Genomic DNA, 16,480 nt, shown 5'->3' with positions numbered 1-16,480 from the left:
ATGATTAAAGTTGAACAATTACAATTAACTTTTAATCAGGGTACACCAATTGAAAATCATGTATTACGAGGACTAAACCTGAATATTAGTGAAGGTGAATTTGTTACCATAATTGGTAGTAACGGAGCAGGTAAAAGTTCTTTATTGAATGTGATTAGTGGCGATTTACTTCCTGATTCAGGAAAAATTGCTATTAATGGTAAAAATGTCACTCGCTGGCCAGCATGGAAACGAGCTGGTATGGTTGCTCGTGTATTTCAAGACCCCATGGTTGGCACATGTGAAAACTTAACTATTGAAGAAAATCTCGCTATAGCTTATAACCGAGGATATCGTTTTACCTTATCTTCAGCTCTTAATCGAAATATCAGATCAATATTTAAAGAAAAACTTGCTACTTTAAATTTAGGTCTTGAAAATCGATTATCAGATATGATGGGATTACTCTCTGGAGGTCAAAGACAAGCTATTAGTTTGTTAATGTCAACTTTACAACCATCTAAAATATTATTGCTTGATGAACATACCGCAGCGCTTGATCCTAAAACTGCACAGTTTGTTTTAGAGCTAACCAATGAAATTGTTTCAAAAAACCAATTAACAACAATGATGGTGACTCACTCTATGAAACAAGCATTAGAATATGGCACCCGAACAGTAATGCTTCATCAAGGACAAGTTGTGCTTGATGTATCTGGAGAACAACGAGCTAAATTAACTGTAACGGATTTATTAGATATGTTTGAAAAAACACGTGGTGAAAAAGTTACCGATGATGCATTACTTTTAGGTTAACAATAAATCAAAAAGCAATATTTCTATCAAAAATATTGCTTTTCCAAACTTATTGATGCAAATTTTATTCTGGTCATATCTTGTTATTCATAAAGCCATTATATTTACTTTTTATTACAAATTGTAATAAAACTATTGATGTTTGAGCATAAAATATTCTATAACATCAAAGAAATAATTTTAAGTTAACAATCATTTAATCTTAAAACAAATCCAAGAATTCTAATTAGCCATTTTTAATAACACATTTTTAATTTTTGTCGAACTGCCATTAAAGCAAACCCTAATAAATTTTTACCTTGCCATGTCAATGGGTTATCTATATTCGGTGCATCTTGGGCTAAACCAATTCCCCAAATTTTATCAGTGGGACTAGCTTCAACTAAAACTCTTTGTTGAGTGGATAATAAAAAATCAGCTAATTGTCGATTTTGAGAAAATTTAGCGAAGTTACCCTCTATAACAATAGATAAACACTGTTCATCCCATATTTTATCAACAAATCCTCTGACTTGGCGTCCCAATGATTTAGCAAGGCCTGGATTGTTAGCTTTAAGGATTTCTTGTAATATTTTTTTATCCTCAAATAATCTTGCTTTTGCTGCCATCATATAATGTTCAGCTGTAGCATAATAAATATCATTAACAGTAAATCCGCTAGGGTACCATTGGCTAAAGCAAGATTTTGTAATTATAGACGAAGGCTCTCTTTGGTTATGTCCCCAAAAATATACATATTTAAATCTTTCTCCTGTTTTATAACGTTGGCATAACTCATCAATATCTATAATTTTTAGAAAAACATCAGATTGTTCATATTTCATAGTTAAAATAGTCCTTTAAAAATTCATAAGACATTTTTTCCGAAATCGCTTTATGGGGGGACTGTATTATAGATGATTTAATTAAACTTTTTCTAAAAAATTTTTACAAAAAAAGATGATTATTTTTATAACGCTCTTTTATTTTTTTTAAAAAAGATTATCTTATTAAGAATTCAAGTCAACATCTCTTTAATTACAAACAATGAAATTATATGGCCTTTCTGGTACAAAAATTAGCTGTGCATTTATATCTGCATGTATAAGTACCCCTTACAATACAACTCGTTTTATCAAAGATTTAATAGCTGGAATAACTGTTGGGATTATTGCTATACCACTAGCAATGGCATTAGCTATTGCTAGTGGTGTACCACCACAGCATGGTCTATACACAGCAATTATAGGTGGTTTTATCATTGCATTAACGGGTGGTTCAAGGTTTAGTGTTTCTGGACCTACAGCAGCATTTGTAGTTATTTTATACCCTGTATCATTACAATACGGATTATCTGGACTACTAATTGCAACATTGCTATCGGGTATATTTCTTGTATTAATGGGATTAATTCGATTAGGTAGATTAATCGAATATATTCCTTTACCCGTTGTATTAGGTTTCACATCGGGCATTGCCATAACTATAGCAACCATGCAAATTAAAGATTTTTTTGGTTTAACACTTGAGCACATGCCAGAAAGTTATATTGGTAAAGTTACGGAACTAGCTAAAACACTACCAACCATTAATATTGCTGACACTTTAGTCGGTGTAGTAACACTAATTGTGTTAATAGTATGGCCAAAACTTAGACTTAAAATATCAGGACACCTACCTGCTCTAATTGCTGGTATTGCTGTCATGTTTATTTTTAATCAATTTGGCTATCAAATTGAAACGATTGGTTCACGATTTACCTATACACTAGCTGATAATACAATAGGTCATGGTATACCCGCTGTTCTACCAGAGTTTATTTTACCTTGGCAGCACGCTGATTTTACTTGGGATTGGTCAACATTTACTGCCTTACTGCCAATTTCACTGACCATGGCAATGTTATGCGCAATTGAATCATTACTCTGTGCTGTGGTATTAGATGAAATGACACACACTAAACACCACTCAAATAGTGAACTCATTGGCCAAGGCTTAGGTAATATTATTGCACCATTTTTTGGTGGCATTTCAGCAACAGCGGCTATTGCGCGTTCAGCGGCAAATGTCAAAGCAGGTGCAACCTCGCCTATTGCAGCCGTTTTGCATTCTTTAGTTGTTTTACTTGCTCTTATTTGCTTCGCACCAGCATTATCATTTATCCCACTTTCTGCTATGGCGGCATTATTACTTATCGTGGCATGGAATATGAGTGCAGTTCAACGCGTCATTTATATTATCAAATGTGCTCCTAAAGATGATATTTTGATTATGCTTATTTGCATGTCGTTAACAGTACTATTTGATATGGTGATTGCAATTACACTTGGGATTATACTTGCCTCAATCCTATTTATGCGCCGTATCGCCCGCATGACTCGCTTAGTTGAACTTAATCGCAGTAACGATAAAACATTAGTGCTACGTATTAACGGGCCACTATTTTTTGCTGCCGCTGAACGTACATTTTTAGAAATTTATCAAAAGATTAATGGATATGAACACATAGTGCTACAATGGGATGCGGTACCTATTCTTGATGCTGGTGGGCTCAATGCTTTAATTCATTTTATTGATGAACTACCTGAACAAGTTGATCTATCAATTTGTGAGTTACAGTTTCAACCATTAAAAACATTAGCTCGCGCAAAAATTGTTCCAATTCCTAACAAACTAATGTTCTATTCAACGCTAGAAGAAGCACTGAAAGATAAAGATTAATTCTAAAATTAGATTTATTATATTAACTAATTTATATGCACAGTAACGGTTTGAACAGAAACTAATTACTGTGCAATAAATTGCACCTTCACTACCTTTCTTTTCATTTACTAAATCACCATTGACAAACTATAAGTGTTAAAAAGTGATTTTAATTTGAAATCCAAAATTAACTTATAAAAATAGGTAAATAACATGATATCTAACGAAAACAATGTCTACAATCTTAAAGAAAAATCAAGTTGGTTTATTTTAGTTGGTGTTATTTTAATTATATTGGGGGGCTTAGCTTTAGGTTATCAGTTCATGGCAACCGTCTTTTCTGTCTATTTTATTGGTTCATTAATTTTAATTGCAGGTATTGCCCAAGCGCTACATTCATTTCGCATTAAAGATTTTGGTCAGTCAGCATTATGGGCAGTAATGGGGATTTTATACATTTTTATTGGTCTAATGTCATTTTTCCAACCTGTTGCGGTTTCATCAGCCTTAACATTGGTGATTTCATTCTTGCTAATTATGGGCGGCTTTACACAAATATTTGCTGCTATGAATAACCGCAATTTACCTCGCTGGGGATGGGTTTTAACCTCAGGGATTATTACATTAATTTTAGGATTTATGATTATTGCAGGTTGGCCATATGACAGTCTTTGGGTATTAGGTATGTTTTTAGGTATTGACCTTATTTTCCAAGGTTGGGCATATGTAGCTATTGGTTTTGCATTAAAAAAATAGATGTTAAATAACACATTCGTTGCTCACAATCTAGCAATGACTTTCAAGATGTTACCACTAATTGTGAGCAGCAAATAATTACAGTAATGACTCGAACACAAATACAACTTATTTAATTTTGTTATAAATGAATTAAGCTGATTATTTATAGATTTTGTTAGTTTTTGCCTTAACTTCTTGCATTGTCTGTAAAATTCGATGATAGTTATCAAGCCTTGATGGTGCAATTTTACCGTCTTGTACTGCTTTTTGTAGTAAACAACCTGGCGTATCAAAGTGATTACAATCGCGAAAGTGACAACCGCCTAAATAATTACCAAATTCTTTAAAACCACTAATCACTTGTTCAGGCTCTAAGTGCCATAAACCGAATTCGCGGATCCCTGGTGAGTCAATAATATCTCCACCATTTGGTAAGTGGTAAAGCCGAGAGGAAGTGGTTGTATGTTGACCAAGTCCGGATATTTCTGAAATACCTCCAGTTATAACTGATTGTGATTGATGAGGTAACAGTAAATTAATAATACTTGATTTTCCTACACCAGACTGCCCAACTAAAATGGAAATCTTACCTTGCAAAATTTCTTGTAATACAGCAATGCCTTGTTGATTTTGACATGAGACATACAAAACTTGATAACCGATATGAGTATAAATCGTCAATTTTTTTTCAACTTCAGTGCGTTGATCATCATTAAGTAAATCAATTTTGTTTAAAACAATAATAGGTTTTATATCAGTGCATTCACAAGCAACTAAATAGCGATCGATAATATTTAGTGATAATTCTGGCAAGACAGCCGAAATAATCACGATTTGATCAACATTTGCGGCAACGGGTTTAACGCCATCATAAAAATCAGGCCGGACAAGTTCAGAATGTCTCGGGTGAACCGCTTCAATAATACCATTGGTATTTGGCTCTAAACTTTCGCGCCATACTACTTTATCACCAGTGACTATCGACGGTAACGTGCGACGAATACTACAACGATAAATAAGACCTACACTATCTTCAACATCTGCAGACTTACCAAAACGACTTATTACTACACCGTCACGAGGTGACGAAAAATTTGCCAGACTCTCATCTTGCTTTATTGCTAATCGTTGCTGATGTTTTGCCGCTACACGTCTTTTTTGATTATTGGATAGTTTATTTTTTGCCATAGTACTCATTTTTTACTAAAACAGATTGTCAGTTATGCTACACTACTCAGTATCAAAAAGAAAATCTCTATAGCAAATTATGAACAAACAATCTCAAATTAATAGTAACAATCTTATTTGGATAGATCTTGAAATGACTGGACTCAATCCAATAACTGATCGCATTATTGAGATCGCAACCATTGTTACCGATTCTAACTTAAATATTCTTGCTGAAGGGCCTGTGATTGCAGTTCATCAATCTGATGAGCAATTAGCATTAATGGATGAGTGGAATCAAAACACCCATGGCAAATCAGGACTTATTGAGCGTGTTCGCAAAAGTACTATTAGTGAACAACAGGCCGAACAACAAACCATCGAATTTTTAAAACAATGGGTACCAGAAAACAGCTCGCCAATTTGTGGTAATACTATTGGGCAAGATCGTCGTTTTTTATTTAACTATATGCCTAATTTAGAAAGTTATTTTCATTATCGCTATTTAGATGTCAGCACAATTAAAGAATTAGCTAAACGTTGGAAACCTGAAATACTAAAAGGGATTAGCAAACAGAGTTCTCATCAAGCTCTTGATGATATTCGTGACTCAATTGCTGAACTTGTTTATTACCGTGAACACTTTTTTGATCTAACCAACTTATAATTAGTATGCAAATTTTATATACTTTTTTATTGTATTTGATTCAACCATTGGTTTGGCTAAGACTGCTTTGGCGTAGTCGTAAAGCACCAGCTTATCGAAAGCGTTGGCTTGAACGCTATGGTTTTTGCAAAAATAAAGTTAAATCTAACGGTATTTTAGTGCATGCCGTATCGGTGGGTGAAACGATAGCAGCCATCCCACTAATCAAAGCACTTAAACAACAGTATCCTAGTTTACCTATCACAGTTACCACCATGACGCCAACAGGCTCAGAGCAAGTTAAGTCATTACTTGGTGATAGCGCCAGCCATGTATATTTACCTTATGATTTGCCCTGCGCGATAAATCGTTTTTTAAATACGGTTAAGCCCAAATTAGTGATCATTATGGAAACTGAGCTTTGGCCTAATTTTATTGGTCAATGTTACAAACGAAATATTCCACTGATTCTTGCCAACGCTAGATTATCAGAACGATCAGCTAACCGATATCGCAAACTAGGACGCGCGATTAGCCATTTACTATCAAAAATCAGCACCGTTGCCGCACAAAATAAGCAAGACGGAGAGCGTTTTGTGTCACTTGGTTTGCCGAGTGATCATTTAGCCATAACCGGCAGTATTAAATTTGATATTGATTTAACAGCTCAACAGCAGCAAAAAATTGCAACGCTAAAACAACAGTGGCAAGTAAACCGCCCTGTTTTTATTGCTGCAAGTACACATAGTGGTGAAGATGAAATCATCTTGTCTGCCTTTGAACGATTATTACAAACATCCCCCGATTTGTTATTAATCGTTGTTCCCCGCCACCCTGAACGCTTTAAAACCGTCGAAAAATTAATTAATGATTGCGGATTAAATTATATAAACCGCAGTAGCGGTCAAATTCCTGCTAAACAAACCCAAGTCATTTTGGGTGATACGATGGGAGAATTAATAGAACTTTATGGTATTGCCGATATCGCCTTCGTTGGTGGCAGTTTAGTGAAACATGGAGGGCATAATCCATTAGAACCCGCACTTCACCACATTCCAATCATTAGTGGCGAACATTTTTTCAATTTTAAAGTGATTTGTGAGCAACTTATTTCAGCTGATGGCATGATCATTTGTGCTAGCACAGCCGATTCCCTTTATTCAGCGATTAATGGGCTTTTAGAAAATAAAACGCGTAGTCAACAAATTGGCGAACAAGCGTATCAAGTATTAAAACAAAATCAAGGCGCACTACATAGGCTTTTTAACATTATCAACTATTATCTTTGCTCAAAATAAGGATTACTTGTGAATAAAAAACAAGGGTTATTGCTGATTAATCTAGGTACACCAAACGCGGCAACACCAGATGCAATAAAACGGTACTTAACCGAGTTCTTACTCGATCGCCATGTCGTTGATTTACCGAAACTGTTTTGGTATCCGATTTTAAAGTACCTTGTAATACCTAAACGAGTGCCTTATATTATCCATCATTATCAAAAAATTTGGATAGATGGCTCATCACCTTTACTTCATTACAGCCAATTATTATGTGATAAATTACAACTCCACTTACCAAATATTCAATGTGAATTAGCCATGACCTATGGTGAACCCAATATTCAATCTGCATTGAACAAGCTTCAATCATGTTCAAAAATTACGGTATTGCCACTTTTCCCACAATACTCAACGACCACAACACTCGCTGTACTTGATAAACTTAAACAAGTTATAGCAACCGACAAAATCATAAATAGTATTGACTATATTCGTGATTATGCCGATCATCCAAGTTATATCAATGCACTTTATTTACAAATTAAGCAAGCATTTCAATGCCAAGGTGAGCCTGAAGTGCTTATACTTTCTTATCATGGTATTCCTGAGCGTTATATTTACAAACGAAAAGAGGATTATATTCAACGTTGTGAAATGACCACACAGTTATTAATCGAAAAATGCCGAACAAATAACATAAATATACCAATTCAAATGGCTTATCAATCTAAATTTGGAAAAGGTAAATGGGTTACGCCAAGTACCAGCGATACACTACAAACATTAGCAAAAAGTGGTGTTAACAATGTGCACGTCATCTGTCCCGGATTTTCGGTAGATTGTATTGAAACTATTTACGAAATTGACGAAGAAAATCGAGAAATCTTTTTAAATGCAGGTGGAAAATCATTTTATTATATTCCCACATTAAATGACACGGACTTACAGATTAATTTAATCATGGCATTAATCAACCAAACTCAGCCACCTATACTTAATAATTTATACTGAAACACATAGTTACCGGAAACTTTTTAACAAAAATAATACGACTAAAAAATTACACTAAACAAGTAATTGTTGATTTTTAAACGAATGAAATTTTAAATTAACGAATATTAATGCTAATTATCTATCACCAAGGTAATCTATGGGGTATGATAAGGTATTATTTTATAATTCAGTATCTGAGCACTGAGGAGAAAATTAAGTGAAAATAATCATCATTGGCGCTCAAGCCGCAGGTGCAAGTGCTGCTGCAAAGGCTAAAAGAATGAACCCTGAGGCAACCATCCGTATTTATGAAAAATCAGATATTGTTTCGTTTGGTGCTTGCGGTTTACCTTATTTTATTGGTAACCACTTTACTGACGCCAACGAAATGATATCCCGAACGCCCGAGCAATTTCAAAAAGATGGTATTGAAATAAAAACTTTACATGAAGTCATTGCTATTGATACTAATCAAAAAAAATTAACTGTTAAAGATCTCAATACTGGCAATTGCTTTGATGATAGCTATGACAAGTTACTACTTGCAGTTGGTGCAAGTCCCATCATTCCCCCTTTTGAAAATAGCCAACTAAAAAATATCTTCACATTACGCAACCTGCATGACGGGTTAGCTATCAAACAGACATTATCCAACTCAAATATCAAAAATTTGATTGTTATAGGTGCTGGCTATATTGGGCTTGAAATAGCTGAATCGCTTGTTGCTTTACAAAAAAACGTCAAATTGATTCAATTGGATGACAGAATTCTTATCGATGCATTTGATAGGCAAATTACTGAACTAATTGAAGAAAATATTAAACAACATTGTGATCTACATTTGCAAGAGCGAGTACTTGGCTTTGAAGGATCGCACAACGTCACACATGTAATTACTGATAAATCACGATATCCAGCCGATGTTGTTATTATTGCAACCGGTGTTAAGCCAAACAATGATATCTATAAAAACCTTGGTATCAAGACACTTGCAAATGGTGCCATAATCACCAACAGCTTTGGACAAACTAATATGGCAGATATTTATGCTGCTGGAGATTGTGTTGCCCTTCACCATAGAGTTAGTCATTCAATGGTATATATTCCACTTGCTACAGGGGCGAACAAACTAGGCAAAATTGTAGGCGAAAATTTAGGTGGCGGAAATTGTGAATATCCTGGCACTATTGGCACCTCAGCCTTAAAAGTCTTTGATATTGAAGCAGGACGAACAGGTTTAACTGAAAGCGAAGCCCAAAAATCTGGAATTCCTTATAAAACTGTCATAGTTAAAGATAAAAATCACAGCAACTATGTTGCTGGTCAAACAAGTGTAACAGCAAAACTTATCTATCATGCCGACACTCGAGTGATTTTAGGTGGTCAAATAGCTGGAGGGCAAGGTGCGGCATTAAGGGTCAACACCCTTGCAACCGCAATATGGACGAATTTGAAAATTGATGAATTAACCATGATAGATTTTCTTTATGCTCCACCATTTTCCAGACCGTGGGATATTTTAAATATTGCAGGCTCAATTGCAAAATAAGATAGATATTAATAAACCTATCAATAAATATTTTACTAGATAATTAAATTTATTATTAAAGGGTGAGGATTAAATATGCCAGATGCCATTTTTCAAGGAGTCTTTTTTGAAAAGTTCTTATCTATTACTCATTACCAGACATTAATTGGTATTGGGTTACTGCTCATCTGTTTTTTTGCAGTAATGAGGCCATTACAAAAGCAAAAGGTTAATTTTTCAATACGTATGTTAGTTGGGTTAATACTTGGTGCCGTGCTTGGTTTAAGTATTCAAGCTGTAGCAGGATTTCCAGACACATCAACAATCTGGATGCAAGAAACCGCAACTTGGTATGGACTATTTGGTCGAGCATTTATCGCTTTTATCCGAATGTTAGTGATACCACTCATATTTGTATCTATTGTTAAAGTAATTATCGATTTCTCTGGTAAAAAAAATCTACCCCAAATCGCATTCAGAGGAATTTTTTGGTTACTGTTTACAACAGCAATTGCCTGTATTGTTGGTATTTTGTTAGCTAATCTATTTGCATTAGGTGAAATAAGCTCAAGTTCTGTACATCAAGCTCAGGCAAAACAATACACTAATATTATTGATACCTTTATAAATCTAATTCCAAGCAATATTATTGCATCAATGGTAAACGAAAATATTGTTGGATTGGTCATTTTCTCTGCCTTAATGGGGATTGCCGCCAACAGAATGGAAAAGAAAAACTCACAACCAATTGCCCTATTTAAAACGTTTATCGAAGCACTTTATAAGATCATCATGTCGATTGCGATGACAGTCATAAAATACATGCCTTATGCAGTAATTGCTTTACTTGCTCGCACCATCATTTCTAACGGAATACCCGCAATTATTCAGGTTTCAAGTTTTGTTGCAGCGATCTACATCGCCACATTGATTATGTTGATTGTACATGTTGCCATTATTGTGATTCATGGTATTTCACCAATCATGTTTATAAAAAAAGCGCTAGGAACATGGTTATTAGCCTTTACAAGTCGCTCCTCTGTCGGTTCATTACCAATGACTATTTCAACACTAACCGTCCGAATGGGTGTTAATACAGGTACCGCAAATTTAGTTGGCTCTCTAGGTAGTACCATGGGAATGAATGGATGTGCCGGTTTCTTTCCTGCTTTACTTGCTGTTATGGTAGCTCATATGGTTGGCATCGATACTAATATCCAATTTTATATTATGCTTGTCATTGTAGTGGTTATTGGTTCAATTGGTATAGCTGGAATTCCTGGCACGGCAACAGTTGCCGCAACCGTCGTTTTATCAGGTATGGGCATGGCCGAATACTTCCCATTAATTGGTATGGTTTTAGCTGTTGATCCAATTATTGATATGGCAAGAACTTTAGCTAATGTATCTGGCGCTATGACAGCCGCTGTCGCAACCGATAAAGAAATTGGTCTTATGAATATGGCAGTGTACAACGACCCCGATATCACTCTTGAAAACGATCAGCCAGAAGCTTAACTGTAATGGCTGTTGTTATGAGTGAAATAGAACAACAAATTTCAAGATAATAATCAAATTTTTGTTTTGCTATTATTGGTGTTGAACGATTTTTTTGTGGAAACAGATTTTCTGAATATTGGTTTGAATTTGATGCTAAATTTTTTGCCTATGATATTTGTCCCGCTATGATTTGTATTTATGTCATAGCGGTAACTTCTGCCTTTTTTTTGTGAGGATCACTACATATAAATCAATTCAAAGGCAGTTATTTTTTTAATTTAGGCGAACCGATAAAAGCCAAAATTAAATGTATAGAATCTTGATAAGTTCGGTAGTTTTAATTTTGGATATAGCATAAGTGCATAGATTAATAATAGCGGTAAATTAGAATGTAGTTTACGTGATTGTATTTGTATAGATGCCGTAATTTGGTAAAACAAGCAGGTAAACTTATAAAAGTTAATAATGTAACAATCGAAAGAATAAAAAATTAAGATTTAAAGATAGGTATATTGACATGCGGTGTTGTAGGAATGTTTTTTCTCTAAAATCGTTCAGGTGGGTTATTGATTTTATTTAATTTTTTGGTAAATCAAATGGTAATAGAAAATTTTGGGGATCGGTCAGGTTTCAAACATTTTATCTATTAGTGGGTAGAATAGCTACAATAGCTACTTCCAATTTAGGGGATTAGCCGATAAACTGCACCGAAAAAGCCAAAACGTCCGCTCCTAAGTCTAATTCTAAAAAACATAACTATTTGACTTAAATTAAGGCAAAAAACATTAATAAAATAAATGAACTATATAAAAGGTTTTTATAAAAAAATAATTATTTTAACCGCACCGAAAAGTTTGAATATTGCTTTTTTCCCAACGTCGGTATTTATCCAACAACTGAGTAAGACAAAATTTTATTTTGCACCCATATAATTTAACTGACGCCATGATTCATAAACCACAACGGCAACAGAATTAGATAAATTCATACTACGGCTAGTGGCGAGCATGGGAATGCGGATCTTTTTCTCTTGTGGTAGTGCATCAAGTATGTTTTTTGGTAAGCCTCGGGTTTCTGGCCCAAACATTAAGAAGTCATTTTGCTGGTAATCGACTTCACTGTGTGGTTTTTGTCCTTTTGTGGTTAAAGCATAAACTTGTGTTGATAGGTCTATTTGATTGGCATCTAAAAAATGGTTGAGATTTTTATAGCGTTTTACATCAACAAATTCTTGATAATCAAGCCCGGCTCGCCTTAACTTTTTGTCATCCCAGAAAAAGCCCATAGGCTCAATAATATGTAAATTGAAACCAGTGTTAGCACAAAGACGGATAATATTTCCAGTATTAGCAGGAATTTCGGGTTCAAATAAAACGATGTTTAAGGCTGAATTTGACACAATTTTTCTCATTTATTATTTATGGATGTTTATGAATTGGCAATATTATCACAATTCTAAGTCCACCAAGATGACTTTTTTCTGCTTTTACAGTACCGTGATCGCGTATGATGGCATTAGCTACAATAGCGAGCCCTAATCCAGTTCCGCCAGATTCACGATCTCGAGCTTCACTTGTACGATAAAAAGGTCTAAAAATTTGTTCTAGTTCACTTTCAGCAACTCCTGGACCATCATCATCAATTGTAATTGTTAGCTTTTGTTGTTGTGCTACAAAATTAATATCGATCTGTTTATTTGAATAGCGAAATGCGTTGCGTATAACGTTTTCAAGTGCGCTACACAAAGCAATTGGATAGCATAATATAGTATGGTTAGTTGGAAAATTTGTAACGACCAACGTTTTACCTATTTGTTCTGCTTCAAAAGTGGCATTATCAAGCACCTGTTTAAATAGAATATTAATTTTATTAACTTCACGAATTTCATTATTGTCATATTGTTGCCTTGCCAATGACAATAAGTCACCAATCATAGAGTCTAATTTTATTGCTTCATTATTAATACGTATAACTTCACTGCTTTCACCTTGTTTGCGTCGCAATAGCGATGTAGCAAGCTGCAAACGAGTCAAAGGAGTGCGTAATTCATGAGAAATATCTGAAAACAAACGTTGCTGTACTTCTTGCATTCGTTTAAGCTCTCTTAGCATATGGTTAAAACTAGCCCCAGTAGCTTTATATTCAGACGATCCTATTTGTTCTAGCTCAGGCCACTCTTGTAAATTTCCTTTCGCAACCTGATCAGCTGCTTTTTTTAGCCCTCGAGCAGGTTTTGCAATACTCCAAGATAGCCATAGTAAAAAAGGAGAACTTGCCAGCATGGTTAAAGTTAATAGTAAAAAAGGATGATCAAATATAAAGTTGACTAATTGAGATTGAATATCTGTAGTTTGTTGTAGGATATATAATTGATATTCAGCATTAGCATAATGAATGAGAAAAGGTCCTATAATTTCTTGAGAATCATAAATTTTTTTTGCAGGATCTTTGACATCATGGGATTTTTCACTAAAGTTTTTGATTAAATCAATATTTTTTGTTTCAGCTGTAATGATTTGCCCATTAGGAGTAACAATAAATAAAAATTGCCCCGGTTTTTGATAACTATCCATAACAACAATAAAACGCATCCACCACCGAAAACTATCTTTTGGTACATTAATAAGATCATTTTCAATTTGATGCGCAAGCATATTACCAGCTTGTTTATCTTTGTTTGCTAAGTAGGTTAGGTTTCGAGCATCAAGACTCGGCAAAACCATTATTAACATTAGAAAAAAAGCTATGGTTAATAAAAATATTGTGAAAATTCTTATTGTTAGTTTATCAAAAAGCCACATGTCATTTTATCTGATCTTCATTATAAAGTTATTCATATAACAAATCGTCATTTCGATCAATTACAAATAAGTAACCTTTTGAACGTAATGTTTTAATCCATGGTAAACCATCACTTCTAGGCGGTAGTTTTTTCCGTAATCTAGATACATGTACATCAATTGAGCGAGCAAGTGGAGCTAAATTTTTACCCAAAACAAATTCGCTTAGTTTTTCGCGTGTAATTATCTTTCCCGAATTTTCTAGAAAGGTAAGCAACACTTGAAACTCAGTACCCGTTAAATCTATATACTTGTTATCAAAAAAAGCAGATCCCTGTTTTCGATTTACATTAAGTTTATCAATTGTATATTTAATTGGTTGTTCAGTTTCATCGTTTGCTACATTATCCCAATGCGCTCTACGCAAAAGTGCATTGATTCGGGCAATAAGCTCTCTATCATTAAATGGTTTTAGAATGTAGTCATCAGCACCAAGCTCAAGCCCAATAACTTTATCATATTCATTATCTTTAGCCGTTAAAAAAATAACAGGTACCGTAAATTTACCTCTAAGTTGAGATAAGAATTTAAGTCCATTCATTTCAGGCATCATAATATCAAGTAAAATAAGATCTATCGTACTATCAAACTTTTCTAAAGCCTGAATACCATTATTCGCTATTTCAACAAGAAATCCTTCTAACTCAAGAAGTTCTCGTAATAATAAAGTAATTTCTGGATCATCATCAACTACAAGTAATTTACTGCTCATTACAATCCTCTTTATTTCATTCATTCTTGATATTAATTTTTATACCAAATATAGTTTTATCCAAAAATTTACTATATATGTAAAAATCACGAACAATATAGTAAATTATTGTTAATTTTTATATAGAAAATATTTTTACATTATTATAGCCTTGGTCAATTAAATAAAGCGCTTGTAACTTACTCATGACTCCACGATCGCAATATAGTAAATATTGCTTCGATTGATCCAAATTCCCAAATTGCGTTGCTAACTTATAAAATGGAATATGCTTAACTTCAATATCGCTTAATATAAGTGGATTATCTTCCTGATCTTCTGAAGATCGAATATCAATAACCACGTGATCGGTACTCAAAGTTGTGACAGTTTCAACATGAGCAATTTTTGTATCAGTTTGTTTTGCTATCTCACGAATATCAATATTTTCAGCCTCGGCAACTGCTTTATCCAAAAGCGTGAAATCAAAATTCATTTCTTCTGCTTCAATTTTTTCTTTCACGGCTTTAACCGTTGGGTTTTTAGATATTACGCCACAAAATTCTGGCATTGTTTTAGCTATATCTTCAGTACCAATTTGACGCGCAATATTGATAATGGTTTCTTTATCGTGTGTGATTAAAGGACGTAAAATTAATGTATCACTAGCATTATCAATTAAACGTAAATTGGTAAGTGTTTGGCTTGATACTTGCCCCAATGCTTCTCCAGTAACGAGAGCTTCCACTTTATAACGTTGCGCAATTTTTGATGCCGCACGAATCATCATCCGCTTTAAGATAACTCCCATTTGCCCATCATCAATTTTTTCAAGAATCTCACCAACAACATCCGAAAAATCAATAGCAATAAAACGCACTTTATGTGAGCTACCAAAACGCTCCCATAGGTAATGCGCCATTTGTTTGACTCCAATTTCGTGAGTTTTTCCACCAAGATTAAAGAAACAATAATGCACTCGGCTTCCGCGTCGCATTAGCATATAACTTGATACACCAGAATCAAAACCACCCGATATGAGCGAAAGAACATCTTCTTGTGTACCAGTTGGAAAACCGCCAATGCCAGCATGTCGACCTTTTACCAGCAGTAACTTTTCTTTGTCGATTTCAAGATGAACGGTGATTTCTGGATGAGTTAATTTAACCTTAGCCGAAGACACATGTTGATTAAGCCCACCACCAACATAACGTTCAACATCAATTGAAGTAAATTCATGTTTACCTCGACGCTTAACGCGTACACAAAACGTTTTGTTTTCAATTAATGGAGCATAATAATCTAATGCTTTTTCAAAAATATCATGCATATCAACAAAAGTGATTTCATCGACAGCAAGAATATGATGTATACCAGGGATTCGCATTAATAATTCAAGTATCTTAGCTTCACTATTTTCAACTTTTGGACGAACTTCAATAAAATCCCAATGACGAATAACTGCAACATCTTCAATATGATGCTTTAAAATATTACGAATGTTACTTGTTAGTATTTTAATAAATCGTAAACGAACAGAATCACTTTTGATGGTAATTTCGGGAAAGAGCTTAACAATAAATTTCATAAAATCAATGCGAACTATTATAAAAATGC

General features: G+C 34.3%; 14 protein-coding genes. 8 read left to right on the top strand and 6 right to left on the bottom strand.

The genetic code is table 11. The annotated features are described in order from the left end of the window. Positions 1-795 (top strand): ABC transporter ATP-binding protein, encoded by a 795-nt coding sequence (locus J6569_RS06790; RefSeq protein ID WP_296300398.1) that lies wholly within the window; start codon positions 1-3, stop codon positions 793-795. Between the two features lie 236 nt (positions 796-1,031). Here J6569_RS06790 and J6569_RS06785 read toward each other — a convergent pair whose 3' ends face one another. Further along, entirely contained in the window at positions 1,032-1,619 is a 588-nt protein-coding gene (locus tag J6569_RS06785) for an NADAR family protein (protein WP_296318089.1), read from the bottom strand. Positions 1,620-1,821: 202 nt separating this feature from the next. On the opposite strand from J6569_RS06785, the gene dauA reads away from it, so the two are divergent. Together dauA and J6569_RS06775 are read left to right on the top strand one after the other, a co-directional pair. Next, positions 1,822-3,495: a C4-dicarboxylic acid transporter DauA gene (gene dauA / locus J6569_RS06780; RefSeq protein ID WP_296206968.1), complete on the top strand. Its 1,674-nt coding sequence runs from the start codon at positions 1,822-1,824 to the stop codon at positions 3,493-3,495. Positions 3,496-3,690: 195 nt separating this feature from the next. After that, positions 3,691-4,233 (top strand): HdeD family acid-resistance protein, encoded by a 543-nt coding sequence (locus tag J6569_RS06775; RefSeq protein ID WP_296318088.1) that lies wholly within the window; start codon positions 3,691-3,693, stop codon positions 4,231-4,233. A 141-nt stretch (positions 4,234-4,374) separates the two neighbouring features. Here J6569_RS06775 and rsgA read toward each other — a convergent pair whose 3' ends face one another. Next, positions 4,375-5,403: a small ribosomal subunit biogenesis GTPase RsgA gene (gene rsgA, locus J6569_RS06770; RefSeq protein ID WP_296318087.1), complete on the bottom strand. Its 1,029-nt coding sequence runs from the start codon at positions 5,401-5,403 to the stop codon at positions 4,375-4,377. Positions 5,404-5,482: 79 nt separating this feature from the next. Between rsgA and orn the strand changes: the two genes are divergently transcribed. The 5 genes from orn (at position 5,483) to J6569_RS06745 (ending at position 11,350) form a co-directional block, all read left to right on the top strand. Continuing rightward, a complete protein-coding gene (orn, locus tag J6569_RS06765; RefSeq protein ID WP_034911832.1) occupies positions 5,483-6,049 on the top strand; it encodes an oligoribonuclease in 567 nt (188 codons plus the stop codon). Positions 6,050-6,054: 5 nt separating this feature from the next. Then, entirely contained in the window at positions 6,055-7,326 is a 1,272-nt protein-coding gene (gene waaA / locus J6569_RS06760; RefSeq protein ID WP_296318086.1) for a lipid IV(A) 3-deoxy-D-manno-octulosonic acid transferase, read from the top strand. A 9-nt stretch (positions 7,327-7,335) separates the two neighbouring features. Further along, a complete protein-coding gene (gene hemH, locus J6569_RS06755) occupies positions 7,336-8,322 on the top strand; it encodes a ferrochelatase (RefSeq protein WP_296318085.1) in 987 nt (328 codons plus the stop codon). A 199-nt stretch (positions 8,323-8,521) separates the two neighbouring features. Beyond that, positions 8,522-9,853, top strand: coding sequence for a CoA-disulfide reductase (locus J6569_RS06750; RefSeq protein ID WP_296318084.1), 1,332 nt, complete (start codon positions 8,522-8,524; stop codon positions 9,851-9,853). Positions 9,854-9,928: 75 nt separating this feature from the next. Next, the gene (locus tag J6569_RS06745; RefSeq protein WP_065608940.1) at positions 9,929-11,350 is read left to right on the top strand and encodes a cation:dicarboxylase symporter family transporter; all 1,422 of its coding nucleotides are present in this window, start codon (positions 9,929-9,931) and stop codon (positions 11,348-11,350) included. Positions 11,351-12,245: 895 nt separating this feature from the next. Here the strand turns inward: J6569_RS06745 and trmL are convergent. The 4 genes from trmL to thiI form a co-directional block, all read right to left on the bottom strand. Continuing rightward, positions 12,246-12,731 carry a tRNA (uridine(34)/cytosine(34)/5-carboxymethylaminomethyluridine(34)-2'-O)-methyltransferase TrmL gene (gene trmL / locus J6569_RS06740; RefSeq protein ID WP_244178553.1) on the bottom strand — a complete coding sequence of 162 codons (486 nt, stop codon included), beginning with the start codon at positions 12,729-12,731 and terminating at the stop codon, positions 12,246-12,248. Between the two features lie 19 nt (positions 12,732-12,750). Beyond that, positions 12,751-14,133, bottom strand: a complete 1,383-nt coding sequence (cpxA, locus tag J6569_RS06735; RefSeq protein WP_296318083.1) for an envelope stress sensor histidine kinase CpxA — start codon at positions 14,131-14,133, stop codon at positions 12,751-12,753. Positions 14,134-14,161: 28 nt separating this feature from the next. Beyond that, positions 14,162-14,884, bottom strand: coding sequence for a response regulator (locus J6569_RS06730; protein WP_143422135.1), 723 nt, complete (start codon positions 14,882-14,884; stop codon positions 14,162-14,164). A gap of 118 nt (positions 14,885-15,002) precedes the next feature. After that, a complete protein-coding gene (gene thiI / locus J6569_RS06725; protein WP_296318082.1) occupies positions 15,003-16,451 on the bottom strand; it encodes a tRNA uracil 4-sulfurtransferase ThiI in 1,449 nt (482 codons plus the stop codon). Positions 16,452-16,480: the final 29 nt, after the last annotated feature.

It is taken from the genome of Gilliamella sp., assembly GCF_024104075.1.
GTDB classification, from domain to species: domain Bacteria; phylum Pseudomonadota; class Gammaproteobacteria; order Enterobacterales; family Orbaceae; genus Gilliamella; species Gilliamella bombi.
This window is presented reverse-complemented; position numbering and strand designations above follow the sequence as displayed.

Excerpts from the sequence above, each read along its gene's own strand:
- J6569_RS06745 (WP_065608940.1), top strand. The coding sequence starts at position 9,929 with ATGCCAGATGCCATTTTTCAAGGAGTCTTTTTTGAAAAGTTCTTATCT.
- J6569_RS06775 (WP_296318088.1), top strand. The coding sequence starts at position 3,691 with ATGATATCTAACGAAAACAATGTCTACAATCTTAAAGAAAAATCAAGT.
- J6569_RS06790 (WP_296300398.1), top strand. The coding sequence starts at position 1 with ATGATTAAAGTTGAACAATTACAATTAACTTTTAATCAGGGTACACCA.
- cpxA (WP_296318083.1), bottom strand. The coding sequence starts at position 14,133 with ATGTGGCTTTTTGATAAACTAACAATAAGAATTTTCACAATATTTTTA.
- dauA (WP_296206968.1), top strand. The coding sequence starts at position 1,822 with ATGAAATTATATGGCCTTTCTGGTACAAAAATTAGCTGTGCATTTATA.
- J6569_RS06785 (WP_296318089.1), bottom strand. The coding sequence starts at position 1,619 with ATGAAATATGAACAATCTGATGTTTTTCTAAAAATTATAGATATTGAT.
- rsgA (WP_296318087.1), bottom strand. The coding sequence starts at position 5,403 with ATGGCAAAAAATAAACTATCCAATAATCAAAAAAGACGTGTAGCGGCA.
- orn (WP_034911832.1), top strand. The coding sequence starts at position 5,483 with ATGAACAAACAATCTCAAATTAATAGTAACAATCTTATTTGGATAGAT.
- J6569_RS06730 (WP_143422135.1), bottom strand. The coding sequence starts at position 14,884 with ATGAGCAGTAAATTACTTGTAGTTGATGATGATCCAGAAATTACTTTA.
- thiI (WP_296318082.1), bottom strand. The coding sequence starts at position 16,451 with ATGAAATTTATTGTTAAGCTCTTTCCCGAAATTACCATCAAAAGTGAT.
- waaA (WP_296318086.1), top strand. The coding sequence starts at position 6,055 with ATGCAAATTTTATATACTTTTTTATTGTATTTGATTCAACCATTGGTT.